The organism is Sinorhizobium terangae (assembly GCF_009601505.1).
GTDB lineage: Bacteria > Pseudomonadota > Alphaproteobacteria > Rhizobiales > Rhizobiaceae > Sinorhizobium > Sinorhizobium terangae.
Window position 1 is genome coordinate 131,882 of the sequence record NZ_WITC01000124.1, and the last position, 15,633, is coordinate 147,514.

17 protein-coding genes are annotated in these 15,633 nt (G+C 62.9%); 9 read left to right on the forward strand and 8 right to left on the reverse strand.

Annotation, left to right across the window (positions count from 1 at the left end):
* Positions 1-10: 10 nt before the first annotated feature.
* From ugpE to GHK62_RS29890, 5 genes are all read left to right on the forward strand, one after another.
* Positions 11-853 (forward strand): sn-glycerol-3-phosphate ABC transporter permease UgpE, encoded by an 843-nt coding sequence (gene ugpE, locus GHK62_RS29870; protein ID WP_153442553.1) that lies wholly within the window; start codon positions 11-13, stop codon positions 851-853.
* Positions 854-917: 64 nt separating this feature from the next.
* Positions 918-2,036: a sn-glycerol-3-phosphate import ATP-binding protein UgpC gene (locus GHK62_RS29875; RefSeq protein ID WP_153442554.1), complete on the forward strand. Its 1,119-nt coding sequence runs from the start codon at positions 918-920 to the stop codon at positions 2,034-2,036.
* Positions 2,033-3,025: an endonuclease/exonuclease/phosphatase family protein gene (locus GHK62_RS29880; RefSeq protein ID WP_184108409.1), complete on the forward strand. Its 993-nt coding sequence runs from the start codon at positions 2,033-2,035 to the stop codon at positions 3,023-3,025. Before GHK62_RS29875 ends, GHK62_RS29880 begins: the two co-directional genes overlap by 4 nt.
* A gap of 240 nt (positions 3,026-3,265) precedes the next feature.
* On the forward strand, positions 3,266-4,798 hold the full coding sequence (locus tag GHK62_RS29885) for a YifB family Mg chelatase-like AAA ATPase (RefSeq protein WP_153442555.1): 1,533 nt from the start codon (positions 3,266-3,268) through the stop codon (positions 4,796-4,798).
* 1 nt (position 4,799) lies between these two features.
* Positions 4,800-5,360 (forward strand): hypothetical protein, encoded by a 561-nt coding sequence (locus GHK62_RS29890; protein ID WP_153442556.1) that lies wholly within the window; start codon positions 4,800-4,802, stop codon positions 5,358-5,360.
* 169 nt (positions 5,361-5,529) lie between these two features.
* On the opposite strand, the gene cysK is transcribed toward GHK62_RS29890, so the two are convergent.
* Both cysK and GHK62_RS29900 read right to left on the reverse strand, forming a co-directional pair.
* The gene (cysK, locus tag GHK62_RS29895; RefSeq protein ID WP_153442557.1) at positions 5,530-6,498 is read right to left on the reverse strand and encodes a cysteine synthase A; all 969 of its coding nucleotides are present in this window, start codon (positions 6,496-6,498) and stop codon (positions 5,530-5,532) included.
* Between the two features lie 137 nt (positions 6,499-6,635).
* Positions 6,636-7,253 (reverse strand): LysE family translocator, encoded by a 618-nt coding sequence (locus GHK62_RS29900; protein ID WP_184108410.1) that lies wholly within the window; start codon positions 7,251-7,253, stop codon positions 6,636-6,638.
* A 175-nt stretch (positions 7,254-7,428) separates the two neighbouring features.
* Between GHK62_RS29900 and GHK62_RS29905 the strand changes: the two genes are divergently transcribed.
* On the forward strand, positions 7,429-8,061 hold the full coding sequence (locus GHK62_RS29905; protein ID WP_153442559.1) for a LysE family translocator: 633 nt from the start codon (positions 7,429-7,431) through the stop codon (positions 8,059-8,061).
* Between the two features lie 74 nt (positions 8,062-8,135).
* Complete coding sequence (locus tag GHK62_RS29910) at positions 8,136-8,885, forward strand: gamma-glutamylcyclotransferase (RefSeq protein WP_153442560.1); 750 nt, start codon at positions 8,136-8,138, stop codon at positions 8,883-8,885.
* Here the strand turns inward: GHK62_RS29910 and GHK62_RS29915 are convergent.
* A complete protein-coding gene (locus GHK62_RS29915; protein ID WP_153442561.1) occupies positions 8,869-9,780 on the reverse strand; it encodes a DMT family transporter in 912 nt (303 codons plus the stop codon). The two genes, GHK62_RS29910 and GHK62_RS29915, sit on opposite strands and share 17 nt — an antisense overlap.
* Before the next feature lie 135 nt (positions 9,781-9,915).
* Between GHK62_RS29915 and GHK62_RS29920 the strand changes: the two genes are divergently transcribed.
* The gene (locus tag GHK62_RS29920) at positions 9,916-10,350 is read left to right on the forward strand and encodes an Lrp/AsnC family transcriptional regulator (RefSeq protein ID WP_136506692.1); all 435 of its coding nucleotides are present in this window, start codon (positions 9,916-9,918) and stop codon (positions 10,348-10,350) included.
* Positions 10,351-10,396: 46 nt separating this feature from the next.
* On the opposite strand, the gene dut is transcribed toward GHK62_RS29920, so the two are convergent.
* Complete coding sequence (dut, locus tag GHK62_RS29925) at positions 10,397-10,873, reverse strand: dUTP diphosphatase (protein ID WP_153442562.1); 477 nt, start codon at positions 10,871-10,873, stop codon at positions 10,397-10,399.
* A 91-nt stretch (positions 10,874-10,964) separates the two neighbouring features.
* Here dut and GHK62_RS29930 point away from each other — a divergent pair, with 91 nt between their 5' ends.
* Positions 10,965-12,548, forward strand: a complete 1,584-nt coding sequence (locus tag GHK62_RS29930) for a peptide chain release factor 3 (RefSeq protein WP_153442563.1) — start codon at positions 10,965-10,967, stop codon at positions 12,546-12,548.
* 43 nt (positions 12,549-12,591) lie between these two features.
* Here the strand turns inward: GHK62_RS29930 and GHK62_RS29935 are convergent, their stop codons facing one another.
* The 4 genes from GHK62_RS29935 to GHK62_RS29950 all read right to left on the reverse strand — a co-directional run bounded on the left by GHK62_RS29935 (position 12,592) and on the right by GHK62_RS29950 (position 15,633).
* The gene (locus GHK62_RS29935) at positions 12,592-12,963 is read right to left on the reverse strand and encodes a hypothetical protein (protein WP_153442564.1); all 372 of its coding nucleotides are present in this window, start codon (positions 12,961-12,963) and stop codon (positions 12,592-12,594) included.
* Positions 12,964-13,087: 124 nt separating this feature from the next.
* Complete coding sequence (locus tag GHK62_RS29940) at positions 13,088-13,780, reverse strand: B3/B4 domain-containing protein (protein WP_153442565.1); 693 nt, start codon at positions 13,778-13,780, stop codon at positions 13,088-13,090.
* 71 nt (positions 13,781-13,851) lie between these two features.
* On the reverse strand, positions 13,852-14,754 hold the full coding sequence (locus tag GHK62_RS29945) for a DMT family transporter (protein WP_153442566.1): 903 nt from the start codon (positions 14,752-14,754) through the stop codon (positions 13,852-13,854).
* 72 nt (positions 14,755-14,826) lie between these two features.
* Entirely contained in the window at positions 14,827-15,633 is an 807-nt protein-coding gene (locus tag GHK62_RS29950; RefSeq protein ID WP_153442567.1) for an AraC family transcriptional regulator, read from the reverse strand.

The following is a 15,633-nucleotide window of genomic DNA, read 5'->3' on the forward strand; positions in this document are numbered from 1 at the left end:
GGTAACGGCCATGCACCGCACGAAGATCCTCGATCACGTCATCCTTCTTATCGGCGTCTTCATCATGGTCGCGCCGGTCGTGGTCGCGTTCATGACCTCGACCCATGAGGCCGTCGATATCCACAGCAACGGTCTGAGCCTCACCTGGGGCGGCCATTTCGCGGAGACTTACGAGACCGTGCTGACGCGCGCGGGCGGCTTCACCGGCAAGATCACCGGGTTCAACATGATGCTGAACTCGATGATCCTCGGCCTCGGCTTCGCCGCCGGTAAGATCGTGCTGTCCATGCTGGCCGCCTATGCGATCGTCTATTTCCGCTTTCCGCTGGCGACGGTTGCCTTCTGGATCATCTTCACCACGCTGCTTTTGCCGCTCGAAGTGCGCATTCTGCCCTCCTACGAGGTGATGAACGCATTGAAACTGACGAACACCTACACGGGCCTGATCGTGCCGCTGCTCGCGTCGGCGACCGGCACCTTCTATTTCCGCCAGTTCTTCAAGTCGGTGCCCGACGAACTACTCGAAGCGGCGCGCATCGACGGTGCCGGGCCATTCAAGTTCTTCATCGATGTTCTGGTACCGCTGTCTCGCACGATGATGGCGGCCATCTTCATCATCATGTTCGTCTATGGCTGGAACCAGTATCTTTGGCCGACGCTGATGACGACGGACGAGGGCTTCTTCACGCTCGTGCGCGGCATCAAGCAGATCCTGCTCGTCTGGGTCGGCTCCAACATTCCCGACTACAACGAGGCCTTTGCCTTGGCTATCCTCGCCATGCTGCCGCCGGTGATGATCGTCGTCATCTTCCAGCGCTGGTTCATCAAGGGGCTGACCGAAAGCGACAAGTAGAGCGGACCGAGGATGCGGGCTTCTCGCAGCCCTCAGCAGCGAATTTTATTAACGGAGGCAACCCATGGCGGCGATCGATATCGCAGAGGTCTCGAAAATCTACGCCGGCGGCGTCGAGGCGGTGAAATCCGTCTCGATCGACATCGCCGACGGCGAGTTCATCGTGCTCGTCGGTCCGTCCGGCTGTGGCAAGTCAACGCTGTTGCGCATGGTCGCAGGCCTGGAGACGATCTCGAAGGGCACCGTGCGAATCGGCCCGCGGATCATAAACGATGTCGATCCCGCCGAACGCGACATCGCCATGGTCTTCCAAAACTATGCGCTCTATCCGCACATGACCGTCTACGAAAATCTCGCCTACGGTTTGAAGAACCGGAAGACGCCGAAGACCGAGATCGAGGCGCGGGTCGCCGAGGCTGCGCGCATGCTCGAGATCGCGCCTTATCTCGATCGCAAGCCGCGCGCACTCTCCGGGGGGCAACGCCAGCGCGTCGCCATGGGCCGGGCGATCGTGCGCAAGCCGGCGGCCTTCCTTTTCGACGAGCCGCTGTCGAACCTCGATGCCAAGCTCCGGGTCTCCATGCGCGGCGAGATCAAGCGATTGCAGAAGCGCCTCGGCACCACCTCGCTCTATGTCACTCACGACCAGCTCGAGGCGATGACGCTCGCCGATCGGCTCGTCGTCTTGAACGGCGGCCGGATCGAGCAGATTGGCCGGCCGCTCGACGTCTATCATGCGCCGGCCTCGACCTTTGTTGCGAGCTTCATCGGCTCACCGGCGATGAACCTGGTCAAAGGCGTTCTCGACGGCGGCCGGCTGCGGATCGGCACGCAGTCGATCGACCTCGGCTATCGGGCGCCGGCGGACGGATCGGTGACTGTGGGCTTGCGCGCGGAGGATCTACGTCTCGCCGGTGTCGGCGAGCAGGCCCTACTCTTCCGGGTCGAGTATGTCGAGGAACTGGGTGCGCAGCGCCTCGTCCACGGCGCAATCGACGATCATTCTGTCACTGTCGCGCTTGCGCCGGAGGCGCCACTTTCGGACGGTTTTGCCGTTACCATCGCTCCGGAGCGCTTCCATTTCTTTTCGTCCGAGACCGGCAGGAGGCTTGAAGAGCCGAATGCGGCAACGGGCATCGTACCGGCCACGACGCGAACCATGAACATGGAGCCTGCATTGTGATTGAAACGACCTCAGCGGCGCTCGCCGTTTCCTCGCCGGAGACGCGCGCCGGTTTTGCCCGGATCGAGCGCAGCATCGCCGCCCATGACGCCGTCATGGAAAGCCTTGAGGAAATGAACACGATCGAGATCGGCGGTGCGCCGCCCGCCCGCAGGCCGCTCGCCTTTCCCTTCACCGCCGCGGCCTGGAACCTCGAACGCTGCCTGTTCCCCGAGGAAAGTGCTGCGCACCTTGGCGTCACCGGCGCGTCGCTCGTTCTGCTTTCGGAGATGGACAACGGCATGGCGCGTACCGGCCAACGGCACCCGACCGCCGAAATCGCCGTGGCGCTCGGCATGCAATACGCCTACGGCGTCGAATTCATCGAACTGGGATTGGGGTCCGATACCGAGCGCGAGTTCTGCAAGGACGACTTCAACGAGAAGGGCTTCCACGGCAATGCGCTGATGGCGACCGCTCCGCTCGACCGCCCGTTCTTGTTGCGGCTCTGGGGCGAGAGGCTGTGGTTCATGGACGGCGGCGACCAACCGAGGGTCGGCGAGCGCCTTGCCATCGGCGCCGTGATCGAGACTCGGGCGGGCCCTTTCGTCGCCATTCCCACCCATCTCGAAAGCGCGACCACGGCTGCCTATCGCGAGCGGCAGGTCAAGGAACTGATCGACGCGCTGGACGCGACCTTTCCGGGGCTTCCTGTCCTGATCGGCGGCGATCTCAACAGCGGGAACCATATTGGCGGCGACTTCGAAGCCGAGGGCCTGTTTGCCATGAGCGCCGAGCGCGGCTTCACGCGCCACGGCGGCCCGATCGACGGCATGACAACGCGGCCGAGCCTCATCACCCGTTGGCCGAAGCGTGCAATGAAGCTCGATTGGTTCCTTGCGCGTGGCCTGAAGATTGGCAAAAGCCACATCATTCCTTCACTCGATCCTTCGGGCCGCCCGCTGTCCGACCATGACCTCATCACCTGCGTCGTCGAAGGTTTCGCATAGCGTGGAGGTCTGTGCCCGCATCTGTTGGGCTAAGGGAGCGCGCAGCGGGTTTCGTTCGAAAAGCGCGGGCCCGCATTTGTTCTATTATTGTTCTTGTTTTTGACCGCGTACCGTGCAAGATTTGATGCCGCAACCGGCAGCGGTTGTGGCGGCGCGAGGCGGGCCGCCGTGACTGGAGCGGGATGAGGACAGCGTGAAGCGGTTTCCGCGCATCTCCCCGCTCTCACGTTAGGGGGCATCATGGTCGCGCGTGTCAGCACGGTTGCATTCCAGGGGATCGAAGGCGTTCCGGTCGACGTCCAGGTGATGGTGGCACCCGGCAAGGTCGGCATGCAGATCGTCGGGCTGCCCGACAAGGCGGTCGCCGAAAGCCGTGAGCGCGTCCAGGCGGCACTGCATGCCTCGGGGCTGGCGTTGCCGGCAAAGCGGGTCACGGTGAACCTGGCGCCGGCAGACCTGCCGAAGGAAGGCAGCCATTTCGATCTCGCCATCGCGCTCGGCCTGATGGCGGCGCTGGGTGCCGTTCCGGCCGATGCGCTTAACGGCTATGTCGTCATCGGCGAGCTCAATCTGGACGGCACCATCGCCGCCGTCGCCGGCGCGCTGCCTGCCGCCATCGGTGCCAACGCACTCGGCAAGGGCCTTATCTGCCCGGCGGAAAGCGGACCCGAAGCGGCTTGGGCGGGATCGGAGATCGACATTCTCGCACCGCGCAGCCTGATCGCCATCGCCAATCATTTTCGCGGCACGCAGGTGCTCTCCCGTCCCGAGCCGGCCATAAGAGCCGCGGCCGCCCACCTGCCCGATCTCGCCGACATTAAGGGGCAGGAGAGCGCCAAGCGGGCGCTCGAAGTGGCCGCCGCCGGCAACCACAATCTCTTGATGGTCGGCCCGCCAGGATCCGGCAAGTCGATGCTCGCCGCGCGGCTGCCGTCGATCCTGCCGCCGCTTTCCCCGGCGGAATTGCTCGAAGTTTCGATGGTCCATTCGATTGCGGGTCAACTGCCGGGCGGCAAGCTTTCCGATCGGCGGCCGTTCCGCGCGCCGCACCACTCGGCCACTATGGCAGCCCTGATTGGCGGCGGGCTCAGGGCGAAGCCCGGTGAGGTATCGCTTGCCCATCACGGTGTTTTGTTCCTCGACGAGTTCCCGGAATTTTCACCGCAGGTGCTCGACGCACTGCGCCAGCCGCTCGAAACCGCGGAATGCATCATCGCACGCGCCAATCACCGCGTCAGCTATCCGGCGGCGATCCAGCTCGTCGCAGCGATGAACCCGTGCCGGTGCGGCATGGCGGGTGAGCCCGGGCGCACATGCGCCCGCGGCCCGCGCTGCATGGCCGACTACCAGGCGCGGATTTCCGGACCCCTGATGGACCGCATCGACATCCGCATCGATGTCCCGGCCATCAGCGCCGCGGACCTCCTTCGCCCGATGGCGGCCGAACCGAGTGCCGCCGTTGCCAAGCGTGTCGCCCGCGCCCGCGCGCTGCAGGCGGACCGTTTCGCCGCCCTCGGCCATCCGGTGCTCACGAGCAATGCCCGTGCATCGACGACGATGATCGAGAAGATCGCGGAACCGGATGCTGCGGGCTTGCAGCTCTTGAGGGATGCGGCGGAGAAGATGAAGTTCTCGGCGCGCGGCTATCACCGGGTGCTGAAAGTGGCCCGCACCCTTGCCGATCTCGACGAAGAGTCGGCGGTCGGGCGGATCCATCTCGCGGAAGCGATCTCCTACCGGATCGCCGGAGAGCGGCTGCCGGTGGCGGCATAGCGTGTTCCGCTTACACACGATTTATCTTTTATTCAAAAGGCTCAGCATCGTGTTTTTCACCAGCGTTACCCGCCAGTCGAAGCGCCTCCTCGTGGCGGCTGCTATTATGGTGGGCATTTTCCTCGTCCTGACAGGCCGGCCCGCCGCGGCCGAAGACATCGGTAAGCTTTTTTATGGAACGAGAGCGGGCCAGTCGATGACCATCGTGTCGAAGGAGGGAATTGGCACGGCAAACGCGGTGATCCGTTTGAAGCACACGGCGCAAGATGCGAAAAGCTTCTGCGTCGAGTACATGCTCGATCATTCGATGCGCTGCGTCCGACAGGTGCTTGCAGAGAAAAAGCTTGCCGATCGTGTCACCGGCGATTGCGTGAAGCGTACTCGGACAGACATGTACGGCGACAACTACTCATTTCATGGCTCCGCAAAGCAGCAGCCGGAGTTGATCAAGCAGGGTTACTTTTCGGAATCGGACTATCTCATCCACCGCAATGGGGAGGAACGCTTTTTTCCGTTCGACACCGAGATTTTTCAAGCTCTTTGCCCCGGAATTGCGAAGTAGTGCCAGGAAGGCGAAAGCGTGGTCGCTCTTTTGCGGGCGCTATCCTCAGGAAAAAGCTGCTGCCTTTCCTGACTACTGGTGGTCGTAGAAAAAAGAGCGCCCGGAAGCTCCGTTGAGTTCGTAATGTTGTGCTGCCGGATGACCGACATACGCGGAGAGGAACTGCCGCTTACGCCCCCAGCCCCTCGAACAACACGGTCGAAAGATAACGCTCCGCAAACGAGGGGATGATCACGACAATATTCTTGCCGGCGTTCTCCTCGCGCTTGCCGACCTCGATCGCGGCCTGCAGTGCGGCGCCGGCGGAAATGCCGACCGGTACACCTTCAAGCCTCGCGACGAGCCGCGCGGCTTCCACCGCTTCGCCGGCATTCACGGTGATCACCTCGTCGTAGATGCTCGTGTCGAGGATCGCCGGCGCGAAGCCGGCGCCGATGCCCTGGATCTTGTGCGGACCGGGTTCGCCGCCAGAAAGGACAGGGGATTCCTCCGGCTCCACGGCGATGACTTTGACCGAGGATTTACGCGCCTTCAGGACCTGGCCGGCGCCGGTGATCGTGCCGCCCGTGCCGATGCCCGAGACCAGGATGTCGACGCCGCCTTCGGTGTCGTTCCAGATTTCCTCGGCCGTCGTCTTGCGGTGGATCTCGGGATTGGCCGGATTTTCGAACTGCTGCGGAATGATCGCGTCGGAAAGCGTCTCGGTGAGTTCCTGCGCCTTGGCGATCGCCCCCTTCATGCCTTTGCTGCCCTCCGTCAAAACCAGCTCTGCCCCCAGCAGGTAGAGCATCTTGCGCCGCTCGACCGACATCGTCTCGGGCATGGTGAGGATCAGCTTGTATCCCTTGGCGGCTGCAACGAAGGCGAGCGCGATACCGGTGTTGCCCGAAGTCGGCTCGATGAGAGTTGTGCGGCCGGGCGCGATCCTGCCCTGGGCCTCGAGCGACTCGATCATGGCGACGCCGATGCGGTCCTTGACCGAGGCGATCGGATTGAAGAATTCAAGCTTGGCGAGGAGATTCGCTTTTATGCCCTTCTCTTTTGCGAGCTTGTCCAGGCGCACGATGGGAGTGTCGCCGATCGTTTCTGTGATCGAGGAAAAGACGCGGCCGCGGCCAGGCTTGCGTGTTTCGGACATATGTTTCTCCCTTCAATTGAAATTAGTTGCCGCGAGAATACGGACAATAGCGAGCCCGTTCCAGGGTGAGACGGCCCCCGAAGCGCGCCAGCCGGAGGAAAATACGTCTACGAGGCGGCTGACGCAGAAATCTTTTTTCAGCTCGCACGGGTGGCGATATAGGCTGCCGTTCCGGCAAGAATGCCGGCAGCAGCGCGGTTCATGGTCTTGAGCGCCTTCGGCTGTTTCAGAAGCGAACGGGCGCGGGCTGCGAGCAGCATATAGGGAACCAGCACCGTGAGAAGGACGAGGAAGGTTGCCGCCAGCAGCAGGCTGTAATCCTCGGGGCCGATTGCGGCGAGATCGATGAGCGTCGGCACCAGGGCAACATAGAACAGCATCGTCTTGGGATTGCCGAGCGTCACCATCAGCCCCGACAGGAAAGACATCGCCGCGTTTCCTGACTTCTTCGCCTGGATATCCTGCGACAGAAGGCCGGCAGTCCAGAGTTTCCAGGCGATGTACCCGAGATAGAGCGCACCGGCGATCTTCACGATAAGAAAGGCCGTGGTGAAAGTCTGGGCGACGAAGGCGAGTCCGAGCACAACGGCCGTCAGATAGGTCATGTCGCCAAGAATTAGTCCGAGACCCATGAAGAAGGTTTCGCGAAAGCCGGAGCCGAGTGCCCGCGCAACCAGCGCCGTGATGCCGGGGCCGGGAATGGCCGCCGCGATGAAGAGGGCGCCGCTATAGGCGAGAAGGGCCGCGAGTGTCACGATGGTTTCCTCCGGAACGGGTGATTTGTTTAGCGCAAACCGCGGCGAAGGAGAACCCGGTTTGATCCCGGTGGCGAGGCTTCTCGTGCGAAAATTGATCGGGTGACAAGAACGGCATTGCCCCGACCCGGAGAGCCATGCACCTTCCGGAAAAAATCGCGGAAGGCAATGCACCATGCCCGAAATTCAGAACCTTGTCGGATTTGCCCTGATCGCGCTCGGCATGGTGCTGACGCCTGGGCCGAACATGATCTACCTGATCTCCCGCTCCATCTGCCAGGGTCCGGCGGCAGGCCTCATCTCGCTCGGCGGAGTGGCGCTCGGTTTCGTCTTCTACATGGTCTTCGCGGCGCTCGGCATCACGGCCTTGCTGCTGGCGGTTCCTCTCGCCTATGACGCCTTGCGTTTTGCCGGGGCGCTTTATCTGCTCCATCTCGCCTGGCAGGCGGTCAGGCCCGGCGGCCGCTCGCCCTTCCAGGTACGCGATCTGCCGAAGGACGGACCGCGCAAGCTCTTCCTGATGGGGCTTGTCACCAACCTGCTCAACCCGAAGGTGGCGGTGCTTTACCTTTCGCTGCTGCCGCAATTCATCCACCCCGAACAGGGCGACGTCCTTCGCCAGTCGCTCGTCTTTGGCAGTCTGCAGATCATGATCAGCGTCACCGTTAACGCCTTGATCGCCGTGACGGCGGGCTCGATCGCCGCCTTCCTTGCCGGCCGCCCGCTCTTCATGCTCGTGCAGCGCTGGCTGATGAGCACCGTGCTTGCCAGCCTTGCCGTCAGCATGGCGGTGGAGGCGCGCAGATAAGCGAGACGTGCGGGCCGCAACTTGCTTCGGGATGCGCGCTGCGCGATCCTCTCGGCAAGGTGGAGATGATGACCATGCCCGGCAAACCAAGACCACTGAGCCTGACTCCGGCGCACGTCGCGCAGGTGCACCGGGCGATTGACGATGGCGGCCCGGGGCCGGGCGCAGTGCTCCATAGCGACGCGGACTACGACGAATGGGTGGAGCGGATGATAAGGAGCCATCCGGCTCCGGGATCGCCAACGATGCTCTTCGCCTATGGATCGTTGATCTGGAGGCCGGAGATCGAATATGTCGGCGAAACGGTTGGTGTTGCCCGGGGCTGGCATCGCGCCTTCTGCTTCCGGATGATCCGCTTCCGGGGAACGCCCGAACAGCCGGGCCTCATGATGGCTCTCGATCGCGGCGGGCAGTGTCGGGGTGTCCTCTACCAACTGCCGGATGACGGCATCGAGGGGCAGCTCGGAAAACTCTTCCGACGCGAATTCACCTATAAACCGCCCAACAGCATGCCGCGCTGGATCAAGGTCGAGACGGCGTCTGGCCCGGTGTCGGCGCTGTCCTTCGTCATGAACCGGGCTTCGCCGCTCTATGCCGGTAGTCTCTCCCTCGAAGCCGTCGCGGAGGTGCTGGCTTGCGCATGCGGCCATGTCGGCTCAGGCGCGGAATATCTGCTCAACACCGTGACGCATCTCGAGGCGAGGGGTATCCGGGACCGCAATCTGTGGCGCCTGCAAGCGCTCGTCGCAGAGTGCATCGAGCGCAACAATGACGGTGCACGCGAACGAGGTAGCGAGCGCCTGACGATCAGGCGCCCGGTCTGATCGCGCGTTTGAAGAGCGGGATCGACCGAAGGCTCCAGCCGAGATTCATGCCTGCCGCGGCCAGGAGGATTGCCGCAGATCCGGCGATCTGTATCGCCTGCAATTCGTGGCCGAAAGCGACGCGATCGACGAGGATCGCGGCGATCGGATAGATGAAGGAGAGCGCGCCCGTCATGTGCGTCGGGAGCCGCTGGATCGCTCCGTAGAGCAGGATATACATGATGCCGGTATGAACGACGCCGACGGCGACGAGCAGCGTCCATTGCCAAGCGTCCTGCGGCAGCGGTGCGGAGAGCGCGAAGGGCGCCAGCATGATCGACCCGGTGATCACCTGGATGAGGGCGATCAGATGCGGCGGCGTGCCCTTGAGAAGCTTGGTAAGGAGCGCGGCGACGGCATAGAAGAAGGCTGCGCCGATGGAAAGCGCGATGCCGGCGAGATAGTGGTCGGGATCGAAGCCGCCGCCCGGCTTGGCCGAAACGATCGCCATCATTCCGGCGAAGGAGACCGAAAGCCAGAAAAGCTTGGTGGCGGTGATCCGTTCGCCGAGAAACAGCGCGCCGAGGCCGAGCAGCATGAAGGGCTGCGTATTGTAGACCATCGTCGCGATCGAGATCGATGCGCGCGAATAGGCGGCGAAAAGCAGGAGCCAGTTGACGACGATGGCCACGCCACCGAGTGTGGAAAGGATGACGACGCGCGGCTTTAGCTGGCGGAAGTCGATGAGCCCGAGCATTGCCGCGAGCGCGACCAGCGTCAGCGCCCCGAAGACGCAACGCCAGAAGACGACACCCGTGACCGGCTGGCCGGACATCAGCACGAACCAGCCGATTGTCCCCGAAATCAGCATTGCCGCCGTCATCTCAATGCTTCCGCGCTTCAGTTCTCCGTCCATGGCTGGTCTCCTTTTCCGATTGCACAACAATAATCGGCTGTTGCGCGGCTTTATATGGATTCAGAAAGGAAAACGGATTACGATGCCTAATTGTGGAAGGAGAATTTGCTATTTTGTCTTATCGGAGGTGGCGTAATGCTGGATGATGTCGATTGCCGCATTCTCGAAATTCTCGCGGCCAATGCGCGTGTGTCGCTGAAGGAGCTCGCGCAGGAAGCGGGCCTCTCCTCGCCGAGTGCGGCCGACAGGCTGCGCAAGCTCGAGGAACGCGGCGTCATCAATGGCTTCACCGTCTCCGTCAATCCGGCGCGACTTGGCTATCCGCTGCAGGCAGTCGTGCGTGTCCGGCCAATGCCCGGAATGCTGCACATCGTCGAAAAGCTCATTCAGGAAACGCCGGAGATTGTCGAATGCGACAAGATCACCGGGGACGACTGCTTCATCGCCAAGATGCTGGTGCGGGATATGGAGGAGCTCGACACAATCCTCGACCGCATCGCCGAAAAGGCACAGACCAATACCTCGATCGTCAAGTCGACGCCGGTCAAGCGACGGCTGCCGCCGCTTTAGTTTTCTGTTTATCCCAAAACCGCTCAACGCGTTTAGGCGACATGCATCACTTGGATCCGGTGGAGCCGAAGCCGCCGGCGCCGCGCTCTGTCGTGCTGGCCCCGTCAGCCTCGCGGATCGCCACCTGCGTCACCGGTGCGATCACCATCTGGGCGATGCGCATGCCGCGCTCGATGATGAAGTCCTCCTTGCCGAGATTGATGAGGAGCACCTTCACCTCGCCGCGATAGTCGCTATCGATCGTCCCCGGCGTGTTGAGGCAGGTGATGCCGTGCTTGAACGCAAGGCCCGAGCGCGGCCTGACCTGGCCTTCGTAGCCGAAAGGAATCTCGAAGATGAAACCGGTCGGCACCAGGGCGCGCGCGCCCGGCTTGATCATCGTCGGCTCGCCGGCCGGAATAGCCGCGCGCAAATCCATGCCTGCGGCTCCCACCGTCTCATAGGCGGGCAGGTCGAGATCCTGCGCGTGCGGCAAGCGGACAAGAGTGAGGGCGGGGCGGTTTTCGGGGGTGCGCGTGATCATTCCGTCATAAGCGTCACGGCCGCCTCCGCAGTCAATTGCATATTGGCCTGCGAGCCTGTAAAGACGCCGCAACTCACAGGATGCTCAGATCATGGCCGAAAGCATTGCCGAAGCGGTTTCCCGCCGCCGCACATTTGCGATCATTTCGCACCCGGACGCCGGTAAAACGACGCTCACCGAAAAGCTCCTCCTCTTCGGCGGCGCGATTCAGCTCGCAGGCGAAGTCAAGGCCAAGAAGGATCGCATTCAGACCCGCTCGGACTGGATGAAGATCGAGCGCGAACGCGGCATCTCTGTCGTCACCTCGGTTATGACCTTCGAATATGACGACACCGTCTTCAACCTGCTCGACACGCCCGGTCACGAGGACTTTGCAGACGACACCTATCGGACGCTGACGGCCGTGGATGCGGCCGTCATGGTGATCGACGCCGCCAAGGGTATCGAGCCGCGCACGCTGAAACTCTTCGAGGTCTGCCGTCTGCGCGACATCCCGATCATCACCTTCGTCAACAAGATGGACCGCGAGAGCCGCGATCCCTTCGAGATTCTCGACGAGGTCGAGCATAAGCTGGCGCTCGACTGCGCGCCGGTCACCTGGCCGATCGGCCGCTCGAAGACCTTCTGCGGCACCTATCATCTCGCCACCAACGAGGTGCGCGGCGCCGACACGCAGGAGCGGCTCACCAAGGTCAACGATCCCGAAATGGCTTCGCATCGCCTGCCGGAAAACGAGCGTGACGCCTTCATCGAGGAAACGACGCTGGCGATCGAGGCCTGCAAGCCCTTCGATCACAAGGCTTTTCTCGAAGGCCATCTGACGCCGGTGTTCTTCGGCTCGGCGCTCAGGAATTTTGGCGTACGCGACCTTATCAATGCGCTCAGCGAATATGCGCCGCCGCCGCGTGCCCAGGTCGCCGACATCCGCACCGTCGAGGCGACGGACGAGAAGATGACGGCCTTCGTCTTCAAGATCCAGGCGAACATGGATCCGAACCATCGTGACCGCATCGCCTTCGTCCGTGTCTGCTCCGGCAAGCTCGAGCGCGGCATGAAGGCGCGCCTCTCGCGCACCGGCAAGCAGATGGGGCTGAGCGCGCCGCAGTTCTTCTTCGCCTCGCAGCGCCAGCTCGCCGACACGGCCTTTGCCGGCGATGTCGTCGGCATCCCGAATCACGGCACGCTTCGCATCGGCGATACGCTGACGGAAGGTGAGCCGCTCGTCTTCCAGGGCGTCCCCAACTTCGCGCCGGAAATTCTCCGCCGCGTTCGGCTTGAGGACGCGATGAAGGCGAAGAAGCTGAAGGAAGCGCTGCAGCAGATGGCGGAAGAGGGCGTCGTGCAGCTCTTCTCGCCGGAGGACGGCTCGCCGGCGATCGTCGGCGTCGTCGGCGCGCTGCAGCTCGACGTTCTGAAGGAGCGCCTGCAGGCGGAATACGGCCTGCCGGTCTCCTTCGAAATGTCGCGCTTCTCCGTCTGCCGCTGGGTTTCCGCGGATCATCCGGGCGAGCTCGACAAGTTCATCACGGCCCGCCGTGGCGACATCGCCCGCGATCTCGATGGCGACCCGGTGTTCATGGCGCAGGATAGCTTCTCGTTGCGCTACGAGGCGGAACGCTATCCTGCAATCAAGATGGTGGCGATCAAGGAATATCACGTCGCCAAGGCGGCGTGATCGATCCACGCGAAGAGGGTAGCTGGCGCCCGCACAGCGCCGGCTACGACGGCGTCATCCGGAGTGCCAGGATTAGTTGGGCGACACGGATGGTGATCAACACGTAGACGGCCACCAGCAGCAGTTGCAGGGCGACGTGCCGCTTGATTTTCCCAAGCCGATGAAGCCCGTCTGCGAAGTTCAGGAAGAACAGCGCAATCCCGATCGAAAAGACGATGTAACCGGCGACCGGGATGCTCAAAAGCCCCTTCACATTGATGATGTCGGGATTCTCGACGGCATGCAGGCCGGCTGCGATGACCAGGGTCGCGACAACCAGATTGCGGACGTGGCGGAAGATTTCCTCGAGCCCGCCCCGATCGAGGAGTGCCTGTTTGAGGTTCAGAAGCCATGGCGTGGCGCGTTCGTCGGACATTGATGCTGTCGTCTCGCTTTGTGATTTGGCGCGGATGATATTGGCCTCGCGTTTGCGTCGTCAAAGAATTTCGGCCTGTCGCGCGGAGATCGGGAGCGTTTTGGGGAGGCGGTGCGCCCGGGCATCAAATATCGAAGCGCGGGGCCGAGCTGTCCAACATGGCGCTGCGCGGCGTGACGGCCCAGACCGCGCACACGGCTCCCGCCAGTTCATGGACGAGTCGGTCAACGTCCGTCGCCGCGCCGGCGTGCAGTGCTTCGGCGACGACAAGCACGGCCGTCGTCTCGCTGCCGACCGCCGAATAGCCGCTCTGGCGGTTGGTCCAGCGGCGCGCATGGGCTCGCCCTTCCTCGTCCGCGAAGATCACCTCGTGCTGTTCGGGATGTTCGGTTTCGCCGGAAAACGTCGTGTAGATCTCGCTGCCGGAGGCGTAACGAACCTCGAGATGACCAGTCACTCTCGAAAGATCGAAAACCGCGATCGGAATGGCGAATGCAAGCGATACCGCATTGCAAAGGTCGATCAGCGGGTGGATCCGCGGTAGGGAGCCATCCTTGCGCAAACGCCGCAGCAGCGCCTCGGAGGCCGAACGGTATTGCGTCGGCTTCAAACCCATGCGCGAGAAGGCGCGTCGCCAGGCCTGGATCTCCGGAAATTCACCCTCCGAGCTTGCCGCGAGCCGTGCCTTCGCCGCGGCCTCGAAACCAGCGATGTGCGCATCGGCGGAGGCGTCTCGGTGAATGCCTTCGACATGAAGAATTCCGGCGGAAAGTCCGGGAAAGTCGCTCCAGATGTCGCTTGCATGGCGGAAATACATGGTTGCTGGCCTCTCTGATGTGAACGGCGATTGCAGCGGTGACGGCATTGCAGCCGGGAGGGCACGTTGCCTCATCCGGCCTCCGAGCGGTTTCGCTGCGTGCCCGGCAATCGAAGACCCAGACTGAGGACGGCGGCGAGTACGCATGCGATGCCGATCAGCTGATTGGCGGAAACAGGCTCTCCAAGCATGATAAAGGCAAGGAGAACGGCTGAAACAGGCGCAAGCGCCGTGAACACCGAGGCCTCCGTGCCGCTCACTTTGGCTAGTCCTGCATACCAGAGCAGGAAGCCCCCGACTGTCGGTACAAGTGCGTAGTAGCCGACGGCGGCGATCGAATGCGTGGTTACCGCGGCTGCCTGTGGAATTTCGAGCAGGGCAATCGGTGCCGAGATAGCGACCCCCAGACCGGCCATCAGCGTCGACAGAGCGAGGGGCGAAATAGCGGTTGTCAGGCGCTTGTTGATGAGAATGAAGAGGCCTTCGCAGATGACGGCGCCGAAGACCAGAAGGTTGCCGAGGAGCGAAGGCGCACCACCGCCATCCGCCCGAAAGACGATCGAGAGAACGCCTGCGGCGGCGAGGGCGATCGCCAGCAGGATCGAACGATCCGGCCGTTCGCCGAGAACGACGATGGCAATCCCTGCCGAAACGGTGGGCAGGGTACCGATGATGACGCCGGCATCGGCTGCGGGGGTCAGTCGCAGGCCGGAAATCAGGAGCGTCGTATAACCGACGCTGCCGGCACCCGCCTGGATGAACAGGATGAGCCATTCGCGCCGTTGCAGCCTTGGCCATGGCGTCGCGGTCGCGCGCATCAGCATGAGGAAGAGCGGAAAGGCGAGCGCAAAGCGCAAGGCCGTGGCCGTGAACGGCGGCAGTCCGGACGCTATAATCTTGCTCGCGATCACCGTACTGCCGACGAGTGCCATCGCGAGCGACAAATAGATATAACCCTGAAATTGCTTCGACATGACTGCAAGCCCCGCGTGAGAGCTGCAGAAAACCCAATCGGCGCCCGGCGGTCTTGAACGGAATTGCAGGGATCAGCCCAAAGCTGCGACATAGGCGCCCGGCGAAATGCCGTAGGTGCGCACGAAGACGCGCGTCATATGGCTCTGGTCGGCGAAGCCACCGGCGATCGCCGCTTCTGCGAGCGGGGTCCCCTCGGCGATCAGGCGCCGGACGATGTCGACCCGCCGCTGAACCAGATAGGCGTGGGGCGTGAGGCCAGTCGCCTTCGCAAATCCCCGCACCAGCTGGAATCGACTGAGGCTGCTTTCGCGCGCCAGATCGGCCAGCGTGATGGAAGCCAACGGGTCGTCATCGATCAGGCTGCGCGCCGCGGCGATCGATTCCGGCACTTTGCGTGCGCCGCCTGGGACGACCTGCATCGCCTCGGCAAAAAGCATCAGAACGAGCTCGTCCCAGCGAACGGTGGCGTCACTGGCGTCCGCGGTAGTCGCGATTGCGAAGAGTTCACGGAAACGGGCCGCAATGGCGGCGTTCCGGATGACCGGGTTGGCGAACTCGCATATTCGCCGTCCGCTCTCGCTGATATCGCTGACGGCGGCTTCGACGATTGCCGGATCAAGATAGAGCATCCGCCAGGAGCGACCGGCATCGCCGATCGGCGAGCCGTCATGGACCTCATTAGGGTTGACAGTGATCACGTCGCCGCGCGCGGCCTCCACCGGCCCGCGTCCGCTCAGGGATTTTTGCGCCCCTTGATGGATAAGACCGATGCCGAACTGATCATGCATGTGGCGCGGAAAGCTGTGGTTCGTGGCCGCCTCGACCGCATCCACGCCGGCGATCCGGCGAGGCAGCATTCTGAACTGGCGCTTCGTCAT